At 56.2% G+C, this 17891-nt stretch carries 14 protein-coding genes; 7 read left to right on the forward strand and 7 right to left on the reverse strand.

What is annotated here, in order from left to right; genetic code table 11:
- Positions 1-139: 139 nt before the first annotated feature.
- The 6 genes from CFN46_RS15940 to CFN46_RS15965 form a co-directional block, all read right to left on the reverse strand.
- Entirely contained in the window at positions 140-1150 is a 1011-nt protein-coding gene (locus tag CFN46_RS15940; protein ID WP_088744134.1) for a LacI family DNA-binding transcriptional regulator, read from the reverse strand.
- A gap of 119 nt (positions 1151-1269) precedes the next feature.
- Positions 1270-2175 carry a ribose ABC transporter substrate-binding protein RbsB gene (gene rbsB, locus CFN46_RS15945; RefSeq protein ID WP_088744135.1) on the reverse strand — a complete coding sequence of 302 codons (906 nt, stop codon included), beginning with the start codon at positions 2173-2175 and terminating at the stop codon, positions 1270-1272.
- Between the two features lie 120 nt (positions 2176-2295).
- Complete coding sequence (gene rbsC / locus CFN46_RS15950) at positions 2296-3273, reverse strand: ribose ABC transporter permease (protein WP_024952224.1); 978 nt, start codon at positions 3271-3273, stop codon at positions 2296-2298.
- Positions 3273-4886: a sugar ABC transporter ATP-binding protein gene (locus CFN46_RS15955; RefSeq protein WP_254918524.1), complete on the reverse strand. Its 1614-nt coding sequence runs from the start codon at positions 4884-4886 to the stop codon at positions 3273-3275. The genes rbsC and CFN46_RS15955 overlap by 1 nt, the downstream gene beginning before the upstream one ends.
- A gap of 11 nt (positions 4887-4897) precedes the next feature.
- Positions 4898-5317: a D-ribose pyranase gene (gene rbsD / locus CFN46_RS15960; protein ID WP_088744137.1), complete on the reverse strand. Its 420-nt coding sequence runs from the start codon at positions 5315-5317 to the stop codon at positions 4898-4900.
- A gap of 262 nt (positions 5318-5579) precedes the next feature.
- Entirely contained in the window at positions 5580-7202 is a 1623-nt protein-coding gene (locus tag CFN46_RS15965) for an MFS transporter (RefSeq protein WP_024952227.1), read from the reverse strand.
- A gap of 556 nt (positions 7203-7758) precedes the next feature.
- Here CFN46_RS15965 and CFN46_RS15970 point away from each other — a divergent pair.
- From CFN46_RS15970 to CFN46_RS16000, 7 genes are all read left to right on the forward strand, one after another.
- Positions 7759-8802 carry a DctP family TRAP transporter solute-binding subunit gene (locus CFN46_RS15970; RefSeq protein WP_024952228.1) on the forward strand — a complete coding sequence of 348 codons (1044 nt, stop codon included), beginning with the start codon at positions 7759-7761 and terminating at the stop codon, positions 8800-8802.
- A gap of 180 nt (positions 8803-8982) precedes the next feature.
- Entirely contained in the window at positions 8983-9594 is a 612-nt protein-coding gene (locus CFN46_RS15975; protein WP_088744138.1) for a TRAP transporter small permease, read from the forward strand.
- On the forward strand, positions 9584-10879 hold the full coding sequence (locus CFN46_RS15980; protein ID WP_088744139.1) for a TRAP transporter large permease: 1296 nt from the start codon (positions 9584-9586) through the stop codon (positions 10877-10879). The genes CFN46_RS15975 and CFN46_RS15980 overlap by 11 nt, the downstream gene beginning before the upstream one ends.
- A 625-nt stretch (positions 10880-11504) precedes the next feature.
- Positions 11505-11747, forward strand: a complete 243-nt coding sequence (locus CFN46_RS15985) for a DUF1656 domain-containing protein (protein ID WP_024952231.1) — start codon at positions 11505-11507, stop codon at positions 11745-11747.
- A gap of 97 nt (positions 11748-11844) precedes the next feature.
- Positions 11845-12789 carry an HlyD family secretion protein gene (locus tag CFN46_RS15990; RefSeq protein WP_024952232.1) on the forward strand — a complete coding sequence of 315 codons (945 nt, stop codon included), beginning with the start codon at positions 11845-11847 and terminating at the stop codon, positions 12787-12789.
- A gap of 3 nt (positions 12790-12792) precedes the next feature.
- The gene (locus CFN46_RS15995) at positions 12793-15018 is read left to right on the forward strand and encodes an FUSC family protein (protein WP_088744140.1); all 2226 of its coding nucleotides are present in this window, start codon (positions 12793-12795) and stop codon (positions 15016-15018) included.
- A 293-nt stretch (positions 15019-15311) separates the two neighbouring features.
- Positions 15312-15638 carry a hypothetical protein gene (locus CFN46_RS16000; RefSeq protein WP_088744141.1) on the forward strand — a complete coding sequence of 109 codons (327 nt, stop codon included), beginning with the start codon at positions 15312-15314 and terminating at the stop codon, positions 15636-15638.
- A gap of 133 nt (positions 15639-15771) precedes the next feature.
- On the opposite strand, the gene CFN46_RS16005 is transcribed toward CFN46_RS16000, so the two are convergent.
- On the reverse strand, positions 15772-17160 hold the full coding sequence (locus tag CFN46_RS16005; RefSeq protein WP_024952934.1) for a GntP family permease: 1389 nt from the start codon (positions 17158-17160) through the stop codon (positions 15772-15774).
- Positions 17161-17891 lie beyond the last annotated feature (731 nt).

Below are 17891 nucleotides of genomic sequence, written 5' to 3' on the forward strand. Positions count from 1 at the left end.
GATATATTTGATATCAAATCAGTATGGATGCTGTGGGAAGAGAATTACGTGCATGCAATGGTTTCCTGCTCACTCATCGTGAGACAGGGCTGTCATAACGAGGTCTGTCGTCACAAGGCCTGTCGCGATGGGGCTGCCTTTACGCTGGAGTGGCGAGCTTGACGCTATCGCGTACCACCAGTGATGGTGCCAGCTGTGTCTGGCCCGGGAAGGGAGCGCCCTCCAGGCGAGCAATCAGCTGATCTACAGCGGTAGTGCCGAGCGCGTAGATCGGCTGGCGGAGGGTGGTCAGCGCTGGACTGAGGTAGGCGCTGATCTCGATATCGTCATAGCCGATGATGGAGAGGTCTTCCGGCACGCGAATGCCCATATCCTGTGCGGCGCGCAGACAGCCGAGCGCCAGAAGATCATTGAAGGCAAATATCGCCTCAGGGCGATCCGCGGGATTGGCCAGCAGCAGATGAGCGGCGCGATGACCATCGGCCAGCATCAACTCTGTCGCGACTTGCCAGTCTTCAGGCAGTCCCTGCCCGGCATCACATAACGCGGACATGGCGCCGGCGAGACGCTCGCGCGAGCGGGCGTGGTCCGTGGGGCCAGTCAATAGTGCGATGCGTTCAATGCCTTGTGCCAGCAGATGCTCGATGGCCAGCCGTCCGCCGAGATGTGAGTCGTCATTGACTACCGTCATATCCCAGCCCGGTTGTGGATCGGCGTCCATCATGACCGTTGGCAGAGGCAGTGCGCTGAGCGCCTCGAGAAAGCCCGCACCATTCTTGGCTGTCATCACGACCAGGCCATCGATGCGCTTGTCGCGAAGCGTGGCCAGATAATTGAGCTGCTTGTCATCGATATCGTCGCTGTTGCACAGGATCAAGCTATAACCTGCCTGGTAGCAGCGGTCCTCGACGCCACGAATGACCTCGGCAAAGAATGGGTTATGTGCGCTGGTGACAATCATCCCTAGCGTGCGGCTACGATTGGATTTCAATGCCCGCGCTACGCTGTCGGGGCGATAGCCCAGCGCGGCAATCGCATCACGCACTCGCACTTCGGTGGCACTGGCCACCGGGCGCGTGGCATTGACGACATGTGAGACCGTCGTTACTGATACGCCCGCGCGTGCTGCCACATCCTTGAGTCGAATCACGTTACGGTTCCTTGAAATTCTGGCGGGAGAGGCGAGGCATGCTCATTGTCCAAATACGAACGCCGACTCAAGGCCGGCGTTCGATCACTGCTATTGATTGCCATGGGCGCCGATCGGGCTTACTGGGTAATCAACTTGAGCGGCACGGCGGTGGTCTCTTCGACCTTCTCGCCCTTGAGTAGCTTGTCAGCCACTTCGACCCCCAGGCTACCGATCAGTGCCGGTTGCTGAGCGACGGTCGCATCCATCTTGCCCGCCTTGACTGTCTTGATACCTTCATCGGTGCCATCAAAGCCGACCAACAGGATGTCCTTGTTTGCTGCTTGTAATGCACGCTGAGCACCAAGTGCCATCTCGTCATTCTGTGCGAATACAGCGTTCACTTCCGGATGTGCCTGCAGCAGGTTCTCCATCACATTGAGGCCTTGGGTGCGGTTGAAGTTGGCCGGCTGGCTGGCGACCAGGCTGATGTCCGACTTACCTTCAATGGCCTTCATGAAGCCTTCACCACGATCACGCGTGGCGGAGGCCCCAGCGACGCCTTCCAGCTGAACGACTTGGCCTTTGCCCTCAAGCTTGTCGGCGATGAACTCGCCGGCCAGCTTGCCACCCGCAACATTATCGGACGCCACGTGGGCCGCGACATGCCCGCCATTGGCGCTGCGATCAAGTGTCACCACTGGTACATCTCGGCCATTGGCGGTGCGCACGCTGGAAACGACGGCATCGGAATCGGTCGGGTTGATCAGCAGCAGATCGACACCACGAGACAGGGCATCTTCTACATTGGACAACTCGCGCGCTGCATCATCGCCGGAATCCAGCACGATCAACTCGTGGCCCAATTCTGCCGCCTTGTCCTTGGCGCCCTGCTGAAGGCTGACGAAGAACGGATTGTTCAGTGTCGATACGACTAGCGCGATCTTGTCGGCCATGGCCGACTGGGTGGTCACAAGTCCTAGACCCGCTGTCACGACGGTGGTGGCGATGGCTGTCTTGATGGAGCTGGCAAGATGTTTCTTCATGAGATATTTCCTTGTTGGCGTTGGCCCTGCGGTTGGCGAGCAGAGCCGGGCTTTCGATGCTGCGAGAATGTTGTTGTGTTGCGTCGTCTGGCTTCTCTGTGATCTTTCTCTAAACCTGATCTATTTCTGTGCGCGGCTGTCGATCAGGACGGCGAGCAGGATAACCGCGCCCTTGGCAATCATCTGGTAGTAGCTCGAGACGCCCATGATGTTGAGGGCATTATTGAGCACCCCGATCACCAGCGCACCGATCAAGGTGCCAAAGATGCGCCCACGGCCACCCATCAAGCTGGTGCCGCCAATGACGACAGCTGCGATGGCATCTAACTCATAACCCGTGCCGGCATTGGGCTGGGCAGAGCCGAGGCGTGCAGCGAGGATGGCACCGGCCAGCGCTGCAAAGGCCCCGGCGATAGCATAGACGCTGATCTTGATGCGATTGACGTTGATACCGGAGAGGCGCGCGACCTTTTCGCCGCCGCCGACGGCATAGACGTGACGCCCGAAGCGGGTGTGATGCAGCACGCCCCAGCACAGCACGTAGACGAAGAACATCATGTAGATCGGGATCGGTACGCCCAGCCAGTAGCCGCCGCCCAAGTTCCAGAAGCTGTCAGCGGCTTCGCTGACGCCGATGGAGACTGGACGTCCATCGGTATAGACAAGCGTTGCGCCTCGTAGCACTGTCATCGCGACCAGTGTCACGATAAAGGCTTGAATGCGACCAAACGCGACAAACAATCCCGAGATGGCCCCGAGTGCAGCGCCGGCCACGATGGTGCCCGGCACGCTCAGCCACGGTGACAAGCCAGCGGCAGTCATTGAGGCAGCGAAGGCACCGGTCAAGGCAAGCACTGCGCCTACGGACAGGTCGATGCCAGCGGTCAGGATCACGAAGGTCACACCCATCGCGATGATGGCGTTGATACTGGTTTGACGCAGCACGTTAAGCAGATTGTCTGTCGACAGGAAGTTGTCGGACAGGCCCGCGCTAACCGCGATCAGTAGCGCCAGTGCAATTAGCGCCTTGTTGTCGACCAGCAGGCGCATCATGTCGATGCGGCGTGCGCTGCTGGCGGAAGAAGAAGGTGTGGACATCAGATCGGCATCTCGTTGCAGGAAGAGGAGAGAGGAGAGGCAGTAGAGTTCGAGGCGGCAGCGCTGGTACTGAGATCACTCTCAAGGCCAGAGGCAGCGGTCATGATGGCTTCCTGGGTGGCATTCTCGCGGCTGAACTCGCCGGAGATACGCCCGTCGGCCACCACTAGAATGCGATCAGCGAGGCCCAGCAGTTCCGGCATCTCGGAGGAGATCAGCAGGATGCACTTGCCTTGACGCTTGAGCTCATTGATCAATAGGTAGATTTCACGCTTGGCGCCAACATCCACGCCGCGTGTCGGCTCATCAAGGATGACCAGCTCTGGTGTGGGCATCAGCGCTTTGGCCAGCGAGACTTTCTGCTGATTGCCGCCGGACAGCGTATCGACCGGCTGAGCGGTATCGCTGATCTTGATCTGCATGCTCTTGACGAACTGGTCCACCGCGGCAGCTTCCTCTCCGTGACGGATGCGTCCAAAGGCACCACAGAAGTTTGGCAGGGCGCTGAGTGACATGTTGTTGGCAACCGAGTGCGACAGAATCAATCCGGCCTGCTTGCGGTCTTCCGGTACATAGACCAGACCTGCAGCGAGCGCTGCGCCCGGTGAGGAAAATTGCTGGCGCTGCCCCTTGAAGATGACGTCGCCACCACTGATGCGGGTATCACCACACAGTGCTCGCGCAAGCTCGGTGCGCCCAGCGCCCATCAGGCCGCCAAAGCCAAGTACTTCACCGCTGCGCGCCGAGAAGCTGATGCCATTCACTCCAGGCGCGGTCAGATCATTGACCTCCAACATCACTTCACCCTCGAGGCTTGCGGGGATGAATGGATAGCGCTCGGCCAGCTCTCGGCCAACCATCAGGCGAATCAGCCCATCTTCATCGAGATCAGCAGTCGGTCCCTGATGAATCATCTGGCCGTCACGTAGCACGGCAACTTCATCGCACATACTGAAGATTTCATTCAGGCGATGAGTGATCAGTACCAACGAGCGGCCTTCTGCGCGCAGCTCAGTGACGACCTCGGCCAATATCCCGGTTTCGATGTCCGTCAGGGCGTCCGTCGGCTCATCCATGATGATGATTTCGGCATCCAGCGACAGCGCACGTGCAATCTCGACCATTTGCTGCTGACCGATACTCAGCTCACCGACCGCCGTGCGTGAATCCAATGACTGGCGCAGACGTGCCAGCAGGCGACTGGCATCACCGTGCAATCGCTTCCAATCGACAGTGCCGATTTTTGTACGCGGCTCACGACCGAGAAATATGTTCTCGCCGGCGGACAGGCCCGGTACCAGATTCAGCTCCTGGTGGATGATGGCGATCCGGCTATCCATTGCCTGGCGTGGCGTCGTGAAGACAACTTCCTCGCCTCGTAATGACAGCGTGCCCGCATCGTAGCGATACACGCCGGAGAGAATTTTCATCAGCGTCGACTTGCCGGCACCGTTCTCGCCTGCGAGCGCATGTACGCGCCCGGCACGCAGTGTCAGGTCGACGCTCTTTAGCACGCTGACACCCGAAAAGCCCTTGTCGATACCACGCAGCGCCATCAGCACGCGTGGCTCTTCGCTCACGTCGCTGACAGCGGCCTGGCCGTTGCTCGTCAAAAGCGCACTCATTAGAAGGGTACCCCGCAATGCAAGATCAGGTTGGCGTAAGGGGTACATTCGCCGGTACGCACGATCACGCTGGCCTTGGTCAGTTCGGCCTTGAAGGCCTCATGGCTTAGCTCATGGCGAATCATGGCTGTCCCGGTCTGGTGTTCAATGGCTGCAAGGCGTGTGGTGAGGGTGTCATGCAGTGCCGGGCTCTTCAGCGGCAGCTCTTCGGCCAGTGTCACCGCTTCGATGCACAGTTCGTGGAGCAGCGCATCCAGCACTGGCAGCATACCGGGCAGACCAGGCACGACGGCAAGATCGACACAGGACACTCCGGCCGGAATGGGCAAGCCGGCATCCGCGATGACTAGCGTCTGGGTGTGCCCGAGGCGAGCAAGATGTCCGCTGAGCGGGGCGTTCAATATGCCATGTCGTTTCACGTCTCAGTCCTTGAAAGGGGCAGGGGTGAGCCGATCCAGTCGTTTACTTGACGGGTTCACAATGGTGCCAAGTATGGACCGCAAACGTTTGCGGTGCGGTAGGCGAAACGTCGTAGATGCTGTAAGGAGACTACTTTTTTGTAGTTTGAGGGTAAGTTTCAGTGGGGTTTGGACAGCGGCTCTAACAGGCAGAATCAAAAACACCGCCCTCAAGGCGGTGTTTTTGATGATCGATGCTAGCAGCGGTTAGATAGGGAGAAGGCTAGTAGCTCTCGCGTTCAGGCTCGGTTTTCACGCGTCGCTCCTCTTCGGAGAGATGTTGCGCTTGCTCATCGACATGGCCATCCAGCTGCCAGTCATCTTCCATGCCGGTAACGCGATCATTCATTACGCCTTCATCGCTATCAACCTGCTGAACTGCGTCGTCGCCTTCCTCACTCTCCCGTTCGGCGTCGCGCTTGGCTTCAAGTTCTGCCTCTATCTCTGCTTCCAGTGCAGGGTCGGCGTCAAAGTCGAATTCCAGCTGGCCGGTGTCTGGCTCCGTGATGGCTTCTTCGACCCAGACAGCCCCCAGTGGGCTGGTGGTCGAGGGCGCGACAACGTAATGGCCGGGGTGATTCCCGTCATCATCCCCGAGTTCCTGGCGTGGCTTGCCGGTAACACTGGCGGCGACGATCACGATCAGAATGTGAACTGCAGCCAGCGTATAGAGGAAACCGTTGGCGCCGAAGCGCTCCATCAGCAGGCCTGCGGTCAGCGGGCCGAGGATAGCGCCGGCGCCATGGACTAGTACCAGGGTGCCGCTGGCGGAGATGATCTGCGGTGTGGTCAACAGATTGTTGGCAGCAGCCAAGAACAATGAGTACTGCGTGAGGATGAGTCCGCCAAGGCCCGCACCGAGCAGGGCCATGGTCCAAATGCCGCCACCGGTCAGTGGTATGCCGCCGAAGGAGAGCGAGATGGCGCCGACACTCGATACCAGGATGACTTTCTTGGCTGATATCTTGTCGGACAGCTTGCCGAGCGGCCATTGCAGTATCGCGGCCCCGAGGATGAAGGCACTCATGAACCACGAGACTTCCTGTAGCGACAATCCTGCACGGTCAGCATAGACCGCGCCCATGCCAAACACGGTGCCGTTGGCGATGCCGGTTGCAAAATTACCCACGGTGCCAAGCGGTGCGAGACGCAGTAGACGCATCAGTCCCATGGCTTCCGGTTGTGCGCCTTCTGGCTGTGGTGAAGCCGATAGCAGCATCGGCACCAGGGCCAGTGACATGATCACCGAGACCAGAATGAATAGCAGGTAGGTGTCGGGATTACCGACATTAAGCAATAGCTGTCCGCCGCCCATTCCGAGATAGGTGATAACCATGTAGATGGCGAGTAGACGCCCGCGCATCTGGTTGGTCGCCTGGCTGTTGAGCCAGCTTTCGGCGACAACATAAAGGCCTGCAAACGCGAAGCCGGTAATGAAGCGCATCGCAATCCATACCTCAGGCACGACATACAGAGCATGCACCAGGATGCAGACCGAGGTGATCGAGGCGAGCGCCGCGAAGGTGCGTACGTGGCCTACCTTGCGCAGTTTGCGTGGTGCCAGCGTCGAGCCCAGCAGGAAACCGGCAAAGTAGGCCGACATGATCACGCCTGTCATCGTGTTGCTGAAACCTTCCGATGAGGCGCGTATCCCCAGCAGACTCCCTTGCAGTCCGTTGGCCAGCATCAGCATGCCAACGCCTAGCAGGAGAGACCACAGCACAATGGCAGCGCTCAGACTGCTGGCCGGCTTGTGGCTACTAGGCGGCAGCGTGTCGAGGTCCTGGCTTTCGTAAGCGGTCTCGAAGGCGGGAGTGGAGATAGATTCCTGCTGGGGGTTCTGCATGTAAGAGGGGCCTCATCTTCAGGGGGTAACGTTGGCAGTCGTGAGTCAATCCTTGGGAGAATGGCGGCCAGTCTACCCACCCTATGCCAGGACTGCGACAGGAAAGCACCAGACGAGAGCCGATGAGTCGCTGCTGGGTATGTGGGATTCATGAATGATACTGTATTAATATACAGTATCGATGCAAAGTGCATTTTCCTTAACTCACGAGCTTTTAATGACTGATTGGCTATCAAGAAAGGATTTGGCCCAGAAAAGGGCTTTCAGTGCTCTGTGAGGCGGTGATTTTTCGATGTTAAATGTCAAAATTTACGAATGCTGTATTTATATACAGCTCCGTGTCGCTTGATCTCCGGCGGTGGGCGAGTCTTCCCGTCGCATGGTCGAATGGTCACCCCGCCATGCAGATGAGAATCTTCTTCTGCATGCGTACTGCATGTGCGACATTCGTTGACGCGTGCAGTTAATGAACTAATGAAGGAATCATGAACACGCGCATGTTTTTGCTGTTGGACGCTGACACTTCACTCTAAAAATCATAATCAAGAGGTTATTCATGACCCTGCTTGCTGAACATATCACCGCCACGACACGCCGCCGTCCCTTCCTTGCCACGGGTCTACTCGGGCTGGCATTGATGACTCCGCTGATGGCCAATAACGCGCAAGCGCGTGAGTTGTCTGTGTCAACTGTACTGTCTGATGCTTTTCCGTGGGGGCAGGCCGCTGAAAAATGGGCCGAGCTGGTGAAGGAGCGCTCAGGCGGTGAACTGACACTGCGCGTCTATCCCAATGCCCAGCTGGTCGCAGGGGATCAGACCAAGGAATTCTCGGCCATGCGTCAGGGGCTGATTGATCTTGCGGTGGGCTCGACCATCAACTGGTCGCCGCAGGTACCCGAACTCAATCTGTTCTCGCTGCCGTTCCTGATGCCAGACCACGCAGCGATTGATGCGCTGACTCAGGGTGAGTCTGGCAAGCAGGTGTTTGCGGCAATTGAGTCCAAGGGCATCGTTCCGTTGGCATGGGGGGAGAATGGCTTCCGTGAAGTTTCCAACTCCTCACGTCCGATTGAGGCACCTGAGGACCTTAAAGGTCTCAAGATTCGCGTCGTCGGTTCGCCACTGTTCCAGGATACTTTCACTGCGCTGGGTGCCAACCCGACTCAGATGAGCTGGGCCGACGCCAAACCGGCACTGACGACTGGTGCGGTGGATGGTCAGGAAAATCCGCTGTCGGTATTTGATGTGGCACGTATCGATCAGGTTGGCCAGGCCCACCTGACGCTGTGGCACTACATGGCAGATCCGCTCATCTTTGCCGCCAATCAGCGTGTCTGGAAATCGCTCAACGAAGAAGAGCGCACGTTGCTGACTGAGACGGCGAAAGAGGCGGGTGCTTGGGAAACGGCCATGAGTCGCGAAGGCAACGCTCAACGGCTGGCGGATATCGAAAGCCGTGGCGTCAACGTGATCACGCTCGATGAAGACGCCATGCAGGCCTTCCGTGATGCTACACAGTCTGTCTACGCCAACTGGACGCCGAAGATTGGTGAGGCATTGGTCGAGACGGCGCGCACTGAGGTCGCTGCATCGCGCTAAATGCGTGGGGTGGTTTTCGTGATGACCCACTCTGCACGCTGCACGCTAGTGTTTCTTTCACTGAGGTTCTAGTGCTGCCAACGGGTGTGATGTCTCTCGCACTGGTGCGGAGTGTGTCGTTGATTCATGAGGTCTTGCGCCGAGGTCATCGTGCCTCGGCGTATGTGTGGATACAGTGGCATGTCCCAAGTTTCGCAAGATTCAGCTGATTCATCGTCCGGTGGCGCTGATCGCCAACCACCGGACGCTCCTTCTGCCATTGAGCATCCCAAGACGCGACCAGAATCCTGGCTGGCAGCGCTTGCCTTGGGGTTGATCGGTCTGATCAGCCTTGCCAACGTGGTGGTGCGCTATGCCACCAATGCGTCCTTTGCTTTCACGGAAGAGTTTTCCGTTTTCCTGCTGGTGTTGTTGACGCTGGCGGGCGCTTCAGTGGCGATTCGTCGGCAGGCACATATTCGTATTGCCCTGCTGGAGGATTATCTGCCACTGCCCGTGTGGCGTGTAGTCGTGGTGTTGCAGACACTGGCCTGTCTACTGGTGCTGGGCATGATTGTCTGGTTTGGCAGCCGCTTTGCGCTGGAAGAATATCAGTGGGAGTCACTCTCGCCGGGGCTAGGCCTGCCTAACTGGTGGTATGTGGTATGGCTACCTCTGCTCGCGGTCGCGATGATGTGGCGTCAGTTGCAGCAATGTAGTGATCGACTCAAGCACGGTCCTGAGCAAGATAGTCTTGAGCAAGACGCAAGCACCTCGTCTACTGCCAACGAGGAGCGTAATCATGAGTCCTGACCTCTGGTTGCTTGCCAGTTTCGTTGCGCTATTGGTACTCGGTGTTCCCGTGGCTTTCGCGCTTGGGTTATCGGGTGCGGTAGGCATCGTGGCGGGCTTGCCAGTGAACATGCTGGCGACATTGGGGACCAATACCTATAACAGCATTGCCAAATATCCACTGATCGCTATCCCACTGTTCATCCTGACGGGACTGGTATTCGAGCGGGCGGGGGTTGCAGCAAGACTGGTCCACTTTGCGCAAGCGCTGATCGGCCCTCGTCATGGTGGCTTGGCGTTGGTTGCGATATTGGTATGTCTGATCATGGGCGGGATGAGCGGCTCTGGGCCCGCTGATGCAGCGGCGGTCGCGATGGTCATGATCCCCAGTATGACGCGGGCAGGGTATCCCAAGGCCTTCTCTGCGACATTGATTGCGGCCTCCGCTTCGACGGCAATTCTGATCCCACCGTCCATCGCGCTGATTCTGTATTCCATCGTGGTGCCGGGCGTGGATCTGCGTGCACTGTTCGCGGCAGGGCTCATTCCTGGCCTGTTGGTCGGGGCAGCATTATTGATTCCGGCGTGGTATCTGTCGCATCGTTATCGCTGGGAGGATCCTGATCAGGTGACCCGCATTCCGCTGGGGCCAGCATTCCGCGCGGCTATTCCAGCATTACTGGCACCCGTGATCATTCTCGGTGGATTGCGCTCAGGGCTGTTTACACCGACGGAGGCCGCTGTGGTCGCTGCCGCCTATGGGCTCTGCATCGGACTTTTCATCACACGGGAGCTAAAGCTATCGCAAGTATGGCAGCTGCTCGGTGAGGCCGCTGTCATCTCTGGTGTTGTCATGTTGATTATCGCGCTGGCGGGTATCTTTGCCTGGGCCGGCACCATGCTGGGGACTTTCCGCCATCTGGCGGAGTGGCTCATTACGCTCTCGGACAGTGGCACTGTGCTGCTGATACTGGTGATGATCGCTGTATTGATTGCCGGCATGCTGCTGGATGCGGTGTCGATCTACTTGATCCTGATGCCGGTACTGATTCCCGTGATGCAACACTTTGGCTGGCATCCAGTGTGGTTCGGCATTCTGTTGGCGATGAATATTGCCATCGGACAGTTTACCCCTCCTGTTGCGGTCAACCTGATGGTGACCAGTAGTGTGGCGGGAGTGCGGCTTGAGAAGACGGTAGGCTGGGCGCTGGTGTTCGTCGTTGCGATGTTGGGAGCACTGGCGGTAGTGATGCTGTTCCCGGAGCTGGCGCTATGGCTACCCCGTACGCTGGGCTATGCTGTCTAGTCGACATTTTTACAGAGGCGGTTTCGAGTAAAGCTGTTGCAGCAAGAAAAAAACGGCTTGCCTTATGGGTAAGCCGTTTTTTGTGCCCATGTGGCAGAATATTTTTAAGCGTAATTATTTCAATTGCTTGGGGGATCCTTCGTTGCTAGAAATTCGCATTTATGGATGAAGCGTTAGCAATATGAAGAAGGAAGTGCATGAATCATGGAGCTGCCTGTGGCGGCATGAATTTGTGGAGTTCGCCTGATGCAACGTGGCGTGAGTCGAAAAAAATGTTAGCCTGCATATTAATGCTATCGTCATTTTTCATTGCCTGACACTTTAGGAGGGTGGCGACGCTTGAATGATTGATGAAGTGCCACCATCGTTTAACGCTGGCTGCACGCTATGGTTTTGCTCGCGCTGTAGAATGAACGTGAGGCTGGTAGATCTTGGCTGGCACCCTTCGGGATCGCTATAGCGCAGTTTCATGACCACATTGTCATGCCGCGTCATGCCTCTTTTGGGGCTTGGTACATGTTTGCGTTATGAATCGCAGCCTTGCTTGCCGTAAAATTTTTAAAGGCTGGCGTTGGCTTCATTGGTATTGCGCCCCGACTCGGGGCGCGTCAAAGGAAAAGAGTAGATGAACGAGACATCCGCAGACACTGGCTTCATGGCAGGCTTCAATGGGCTGCATGAAATGGTGGTGGGTGAATTTCTGATCAGTCCCATGCTGGTCTATGCCCTGGTGGCATTGCTGGCGGCTGGGCTTATTCGTTCGCTACTGCACCGTCTGCTAGCCAACCATGAGCTATGGTTCGAGGCTTGGTTTGATATTTCTCTCTTTATTATTTGCCTGGCTGCGGTGGTTGCACTGGTGACCTGAGCAGAACCTGGTATCACCGCTTGTGATCGGCGCTTTGTGAGAGTTCTCCTTCCGTTCGCCCGCCTCATCGCTGGATTAATTCTTCAAGGAACGCTGCATGAGCAAGTCCCTACAGAAAGTCGTGAAATGGATCATTACCCTATGCTTGGTGGCGACAGCTGTCTGGTGTGCTCTGTGGCTATGGAAAACCTATATGTATAGCCCCTGGACACGAGATGCGCGGGTACGGGCGGAAGTCATCACGTTAAGCCCCGATGTCTCGGGCTGGGTACGTGAGCTGAATGTGGCCGATACGACTCAGGTACATGAAGGTGACGTGATTCTGCAGATAGATCGTGCGCGTTACTCAGCCGCACTGGACAAGGCCAAGGCGAGCCTGGCGAGCACCAAGGCCACGTTGCGCCTCAAGGAACACGAGGCCAGTCGTCGCGGCCGCCTGAACAGCAATGCGATCAGCGAAGAGGCGCGCGATACTGCACGTTTGGAGGCGGAAGTGGCACGTGCCGATGTTCAACAGGCTGAAGCCGCCATGGAGTCTGCTCAGTTGGATCTCGACCGTACTCAGCTAACGGCACCTGCTGATGGCAGCATTCTCAACATGCATCTGAGTCAAGGTAACTATGTGACAGCGGGCACGTCCGTGATGGCACTGATCAAGAATGACTCTTTCTATCTCAGCGCCTACTTTCAGGAAACCAAGCTGCAACACGTGCGCCATGGTGATTCGGTTCAGATTACCTTGATGAGTGGTAACGAAAGCTTCAAGGGGCATGTCGTCGGAATTGGCCAGGGCATCGCGGATAGCAACACCACTATCAATGCACAGCAGCTACCTCAAGTGAGTCCTACTTTCAGCTGGGTGCGTCTTGCGCAACGTATTCCGGTACGGGTTGAATTTGATGATATCAAGGCGGTACGTGCCTCCGGTATCAATCTGGCGTCAGGGATGACAGCGACCGTTAGACTGTTGCGCGACGTTTCAGATACCACCGCTAAAGAAGATTCTGCGCTCTCAGCAGCAGATGCTTCCGGGACGCCTTAACGCATGTCGCCTGCACTCGCTGCCTTTCTAAAACCAACGCCATTTGCGCTCAAGTTCGCCTGTAAGGGTGTGCTTGCCATGGCGTTGGCACTTTATGCTGCCTTTTATTTTGACCTTGATCGCCCGTATTGGGCATTGATCTCGGCGGCCTTTCTGCAAACACGACCGATGTCCGGCATGGTGGTCGAGAAGGGGATCTGCCAGGTGGGTGGCACCTTTGTCGGCATCTGTGTCGCGGCAGTCATCATGGGGCTATTTGCCCAAGTACCGGAGCTTGCGCTTGGCAGCGTTACGCTCTGGATTGGCCTCTGTATCTACGGTGCCTCGCTGACGCACAACAATCTGTCTTATGGCTGTGTCATGGGGGCAGTTGCCTGCATGATTGTGGTGGTACTGACATCCTCTGCTCCCGGTAACTTTTTCACAGTGGCACTCGCGCGTTTAAGTGAGCTGAGCCTGGGGGCATTGTGTGCTGTGCTGGTGAGTGCGTTGATCTGGCCGATTCGTGTACGCAATCATCTTGGCGTGCTGGCGGATACTGCCGTGAATGCCACTTTCCGCTATATGGCACTTGCGTTCTCGATGCCACTCAATTCAGCGCAAGAGAGAGGCCTGTCTGGAAGTCAGGCGCAGCGCGCGCAGAATATGGATGAGCGTAAGGCGATGCTGGACCAGTTGATGACGGGACTTGATGCGCTCAATAATCTCGAGATAGACGCTCATTCCGCGCGTTATGAAGGGCCGCAGGGCAAGGGGCGCATTCGGGGAGTCCATCTGCTGACGCGTCGGAGTATGCGGCTCTATGCGACCTTGAAGGCGCTTCATCAGTTGCGCCATCCTGAATTCTTCATATCTCATCAGGACGAACAAGATGCCAAGGCGTCTGGTTCGCAGCATGCGAATCAGACGGAAGGTTCGAACGTTGCGCTGATGTCAGAGCGTTTTAGCCAGCCCACCATTGATCTCATGCAGCGATTGGGGGCTGCCTTTCAGAGTATGGCGGATAACCAGGGGACTGATCAGGCCCGCGCTACGCTCAAGGAGCTACGGGGCGAATGTCTGCGACTGTCACGCGGGCATCGCAGTATCAAAGCACTTGAAGCACGACTGCTCTTCAGTTTGCGTGAAGTCCTGGGACACACGCTGGTGATGCTGCAGGCCCGAGAGGTCATCAACCATCCGGGGCGTCATCAACTACGTCAGCCCAGCATGAGCTGGCATCGGGATCATGGCCGTGCGGCGACCAACGCACTACGCGCGATGTGTATTTTCGGCGTGACGGCAACATTCTGGGTCGCGACGGCATGGGATAACGGTGCAGTCGCCATGCTGCTGGGCACGCTATTCTCCGGCATCTTTGCGAGTCGTGATGATCCTGCGCCCATCATTCCCATGGTGCTGAAAGGTCTGCTGTTTGCAGTGCCCAGCGTATTGTTGTTTGGCAATGTGCTGCTGAGTCAGGCTCAGCATTTTGTGCCCTTTATTCTTATTCTCAGTATCCCGCTATTTCTTGGGCTGATGGGATCGGTCGTACCTGTGTTGGCAGGTATCTGTCTCCCATTCGTGGTCTTCAATATTCTGTTGGTGATGCCAGATAACGGCATGACCTTTGATGTCGCCTATACACTCAATAGAAGCCTGGCGGCAGGTATTGGGCTGGTAGTGACCATTCTTGGCTTCCGATTGATACCAGTGCCGGGCGCCAGCTGGGATAGGAAGCAACTGATTCGCTCCACGATCAGTGATATTCGTGAACTGTCTGAACGCTCCACCGAGCGATTGGATAGCTGGTTCGGTGGACGGATGGGCGATCGCCTGTTGCGTCTTGCGCGTCATGAACAAGCGCGTAATCAGGAGCAAGTCGCACGTGGGGTGAGTAAGGAAGGTGAGCTTGAGCAGAAGATATCGGGTAGCCCGCTGTTATCGCTTGGACTTACCGGAATGGATATCGGGCGTGGCATCAGCTTTGTACGTAGAGAGTTGGGAAGCAAGATGCCCAAAGAAGTCGAGCGGGCATTGAAGGCACTTATTCTTACGCTGGCGGAAGACTTTGAGCGTGCGACACGCGGTGAGCGCCCGTGCCATCTCGAGTCTGCCGGCAATCGCCTCTGCGAGGCCATTGCGACGCACAAGAGCATGAGTCGTCACAAGCAGGCCTTGCTGGCGGGTTGGCTGGCCCGTATTCACCTGACGCTCGATAGTGATGCCATTCGGCAGCATCACGGCTGAGGAAGAGGCGGACTGTCCTTGCCAAGATAATCTGTCATATTATCTTTGGATTGCCCATCGTTACCGGTGGGCAATGGCATTTCTATTCGTGATTTTACTGTGGAATGAATAATAAAGAGTGCGTTAAATAAATAGCGGGGAAGGTTGAACGTATGTCGGACAGACCTTGCTGTTATTGCATTTCATTGAAAATATTCCATGCGAAGGTTCTTAATTATATTATCTGCGCTATGATAAGCAGGATTGCTCACGAATGAGTGTAATGTATGAGCCCCCTACTGCGGGAGAGTGCGATGACTTTCATGAACGACATCAGTAACAGTGGGCGCGCCATTCCTGAGCGTTTTCGTCGAGTGACCTTTACGACTCAGTATCTTCATGAGCTGAATCTGTACGTGTTGCCAGCTGGCGAAGTGTTGCTACGCCTGAGCCAGGCAGGCGAAGACATCATGGTGCTGCAGTTCGATGATGAGCTCTATGCAGAATTCATTGCATCACGCATCGTGGATTGGGTCGCTGAAAATCCGGGAACCGATCAAGATGATCTCACTCTCTGGATCAAGACGCGTGCCCGTATTGAAGATGCGCAGCAACGACAACAGTCTCATCACGTCTATTGATGCTTCATCACGGAATCCATGTGCATGAAGTTATAATAATAATGTAAAGCACAACACCACCTTCAAGAGGTGGTGTTGTGCTTTCAGGCAGATTGAATATGTATCATTGCTCAAGCTACATATTCAAGGGTGATTAGAAGCTGCCTACCAAGCTACCGAGTGTCACGACAGTGATCAGCGCCAACATCGGGAATGCCACGGTCATCATGAACATCTGCCCATAGGACTGGCGATGTGTCAGCTTGCAGATCGCCAGCAGGGTAATGACCGCGCCAGAGTGTGGCAGGGTGTCCATGCTGCCAGCGGCTAGTGCGGCGACTCGATGCATCAGCTCAGGATCAATACCGCTTTTCACGGCCATTTCCATGTAAGTCGAGCCCAGTGTCGAGAGCGCAATGCTCATGCCGCCTGATGATGATCCGGTAATCCCAGCCAGTACATTGACCGCAACGGCTTCGGAAATCAGCGGATTACTCGGATAGAGTCCCAGTACGGCGTCCTTGACGATGGCAAAGCCCGCCAGACTTGCAATGACAGCGCCGTAGCCGACTTCTGAAGCTGTGTTGAATACCGGTAGCATCGCGCCAAAGCAGCCGTTATTGACCGTTGTCTTGAGGTCGTTCCATTGCTTCCAGCGCGAGATCATCAACCAGGCGGATGCCGTGGCCAATGCAATCAGGATTGACCACATGCCTGTTGCACCTGCGGGGTTGAGATCAGGGAAGGACTCGGCCAGGTAGGAGAAATCGATGCGAGGGAAAACGAGGTAGGTAAGTAGCGCATTCAGGCCAATCACCATGATCAGCGGGACCAGTGCGGCGGTCATGCTCATCGTGGCCACGAGGCTTGAGTCTTTCTCGAGACCTTCATTCTGATGAACCCCGTAGTTCTCGCCCTGGGCTTGTGCCTTGCTGGCACGTCCCTTGAGCCACCAAGTGCCGAGACCTAACATCATCAGGCCGGCAATGATGCCTAAGCCCGGTGCAGCGAAACTGTTGGTCTGGAAGTAGGGGATCGGGATGGCGTTCTGAATGGCAGGCGTGCCGGGTAATGCTGTCATCGTGAACGTGAATGAGCCGAGTGCAATAGCTGCGGGTAACAGGCGTTTCGGTGTGTCAGTGCGTTGGAATAGCTGTGCACCGATGGGGTAGATCGCAAACGCCACCACGAATAGCGACACACCGCCATACGTCAGTATGGCGCAGGCCAAGACAACCGTCAGAATGACATGGCGAGTGCCCAAGCGTTTGACCAGACCTTCAGAGATAGCATGCGCTGCACCAGAATCCGCCATTAACTGGCCGAATAGGGCACCGAGGATGAACAGCGGGAAGAATTTGGCCAGATAGCCCCCCAGCTGACTCATGAAGGTCACGGTATAGCTGGGAAGGAGAGTACCGGCATCGCCGGAAAGAACGACGGCAAGTGCTGCCATCAATGGCGCGAGCAACAGGACGGTGATACCGCGGTAGGCCAGGAACATCAACAGCCCGAGCGAGATCAGAATGGCAAGAATACTCATGGAGGGGGACATCTCGTAGTTGGCGTTATAGTCATGGTGTGTCGTCTGCCATTAACGACGCATGTCCTGCAATCAGGTGCGTGGCCTGTTGTTTTTACTCTTTATGGGAGGATCTGCAGTGACATGTCGCACACGGTAGTGTTTGTCCGACATGAGAACAATGCGGCTTAAGTGGCAGCATGCCGCTCGTATAAGCCCCTGCGGAATAGTTTGGATCATATAGCTCAGCGATTGCTTTATAAAATATACCGTTATCTTTATTCACGTCCAGATTTTACAATAATCTGGTTTTCGGGCCACGAGAGGTATTGGCGCTCACACGAAGCGCTATCTCGGAGCAGTAGTGGCGAAATGCCAGGTTCGGATGAGGGCGGGATATGCCGAGAGGGGCGGCTTAAGGGGTATGGCCACCGAGCTTTAGAACTCTTCTGACACGCACAAAAAAGCGACGCCCTTAGGGCGCCGCACAATCCGATCTTACAGTCTATCGGTCGCGAGATCCGACAGAGGTTCAGGAGGTTATACGCCGTAATCCACGTTTTGGATGTTGTCCCGAACGATTGACTGGCTGATTTGTAGAATCGCTTATACAGGTTCACCCTGCAACTCGCAGAGTCATTTGTGTAGGTTTTGTACGAAAAGTCATTTTTGCTAATGTGACCCATGCACATCCAGCATAGGTGCGGTATGACAGGACGCTACGAAATCTCGGATAGCCAATGGCAGTTGAT

The organism is Cobetia sp. QF-1 (assembly GCF_002213105.1).
Lineage (GTDB): Bacteria > Pseudomonadota > Gammaproteobacteria > Pseudomonadales > Halomonadaceae > Cobetia > Cobetia crustatorum.

Coding starts and splice junctions, on each gene's coding strand:
- CFN46_RS15990 (WP_024952232.1), top strand. CDS start 11,845: ATGAGCAAGTCCCTACAGAAAGTCGTGAAATGGATCATTACCCTATGC.
- rbsC (WP_024952224.1), bottom strand. CDS start 3,273: ATGTCCACACCTTCTTCTTCCGCCAGCAGCGCACGCCGCATCGACATG.
- CFN46_RS15995 (WP_088744140.1), top strand. CDS start 12,793: ATGTCGCCTGCACTCGCTGCCTTTCTAAAACCAACGCCATTTGCGCTC.
- CFN46_RS15985 (WP_024952231.1), top strand. CDS start 11,505: ATGAACGAGACATCCGCAGACACTGGCTTCATGGCAGGCTTCAATGGG.
- CFN46_RS15965 (WP_024952227.1), bottom strand. CDS start 7,202: ATGCAGAACCCCCAGCAGGAATCTATCTCCACTCCCGCCTTCGAGACC.
- CFN46_RS15970 (WP_024952228.1), top strand. CDS start 7,759: ATGACCCTGCTTGCTGAACATATCACCGCCACGACACGCCGCCGTCCC.
- CFN46_RS16000 (WP_088744141.1), top strand. CDS start 15,312: ATGACTTTCATGAACGACATCAGTAACAGTGGGCGCGCCATTCCTGAG.
- CFN46_RS16005 (WP_024952934.1), bottom strand. CDS start 17,160: ATGAGTATTCTTGCCATTCTGATCTCGCTCGGGCTGTTGATGTTCCTG.
- CFN46_RS15975 (WP_088744138.1), top strand. CDS start 8,983: ATGTCCCAAGTTTCGCAAGATTCAGCTGATTCATCGTCCGGTGGCGCT.
- CFN46_RS15980 (WP_088744139.1), top strand. CDS start 9,584: ATGAGTCCTGACCTCTGGTTGCTTGCCAGTTTCGTTGCGCTATTGGTA.
- rbsB (WP_088744135.1), bottom strand. CDS start 2,175: ATGAAGAAACATCTTGCCAGCTCCATCAAGACAGCCATCGCCACCACC.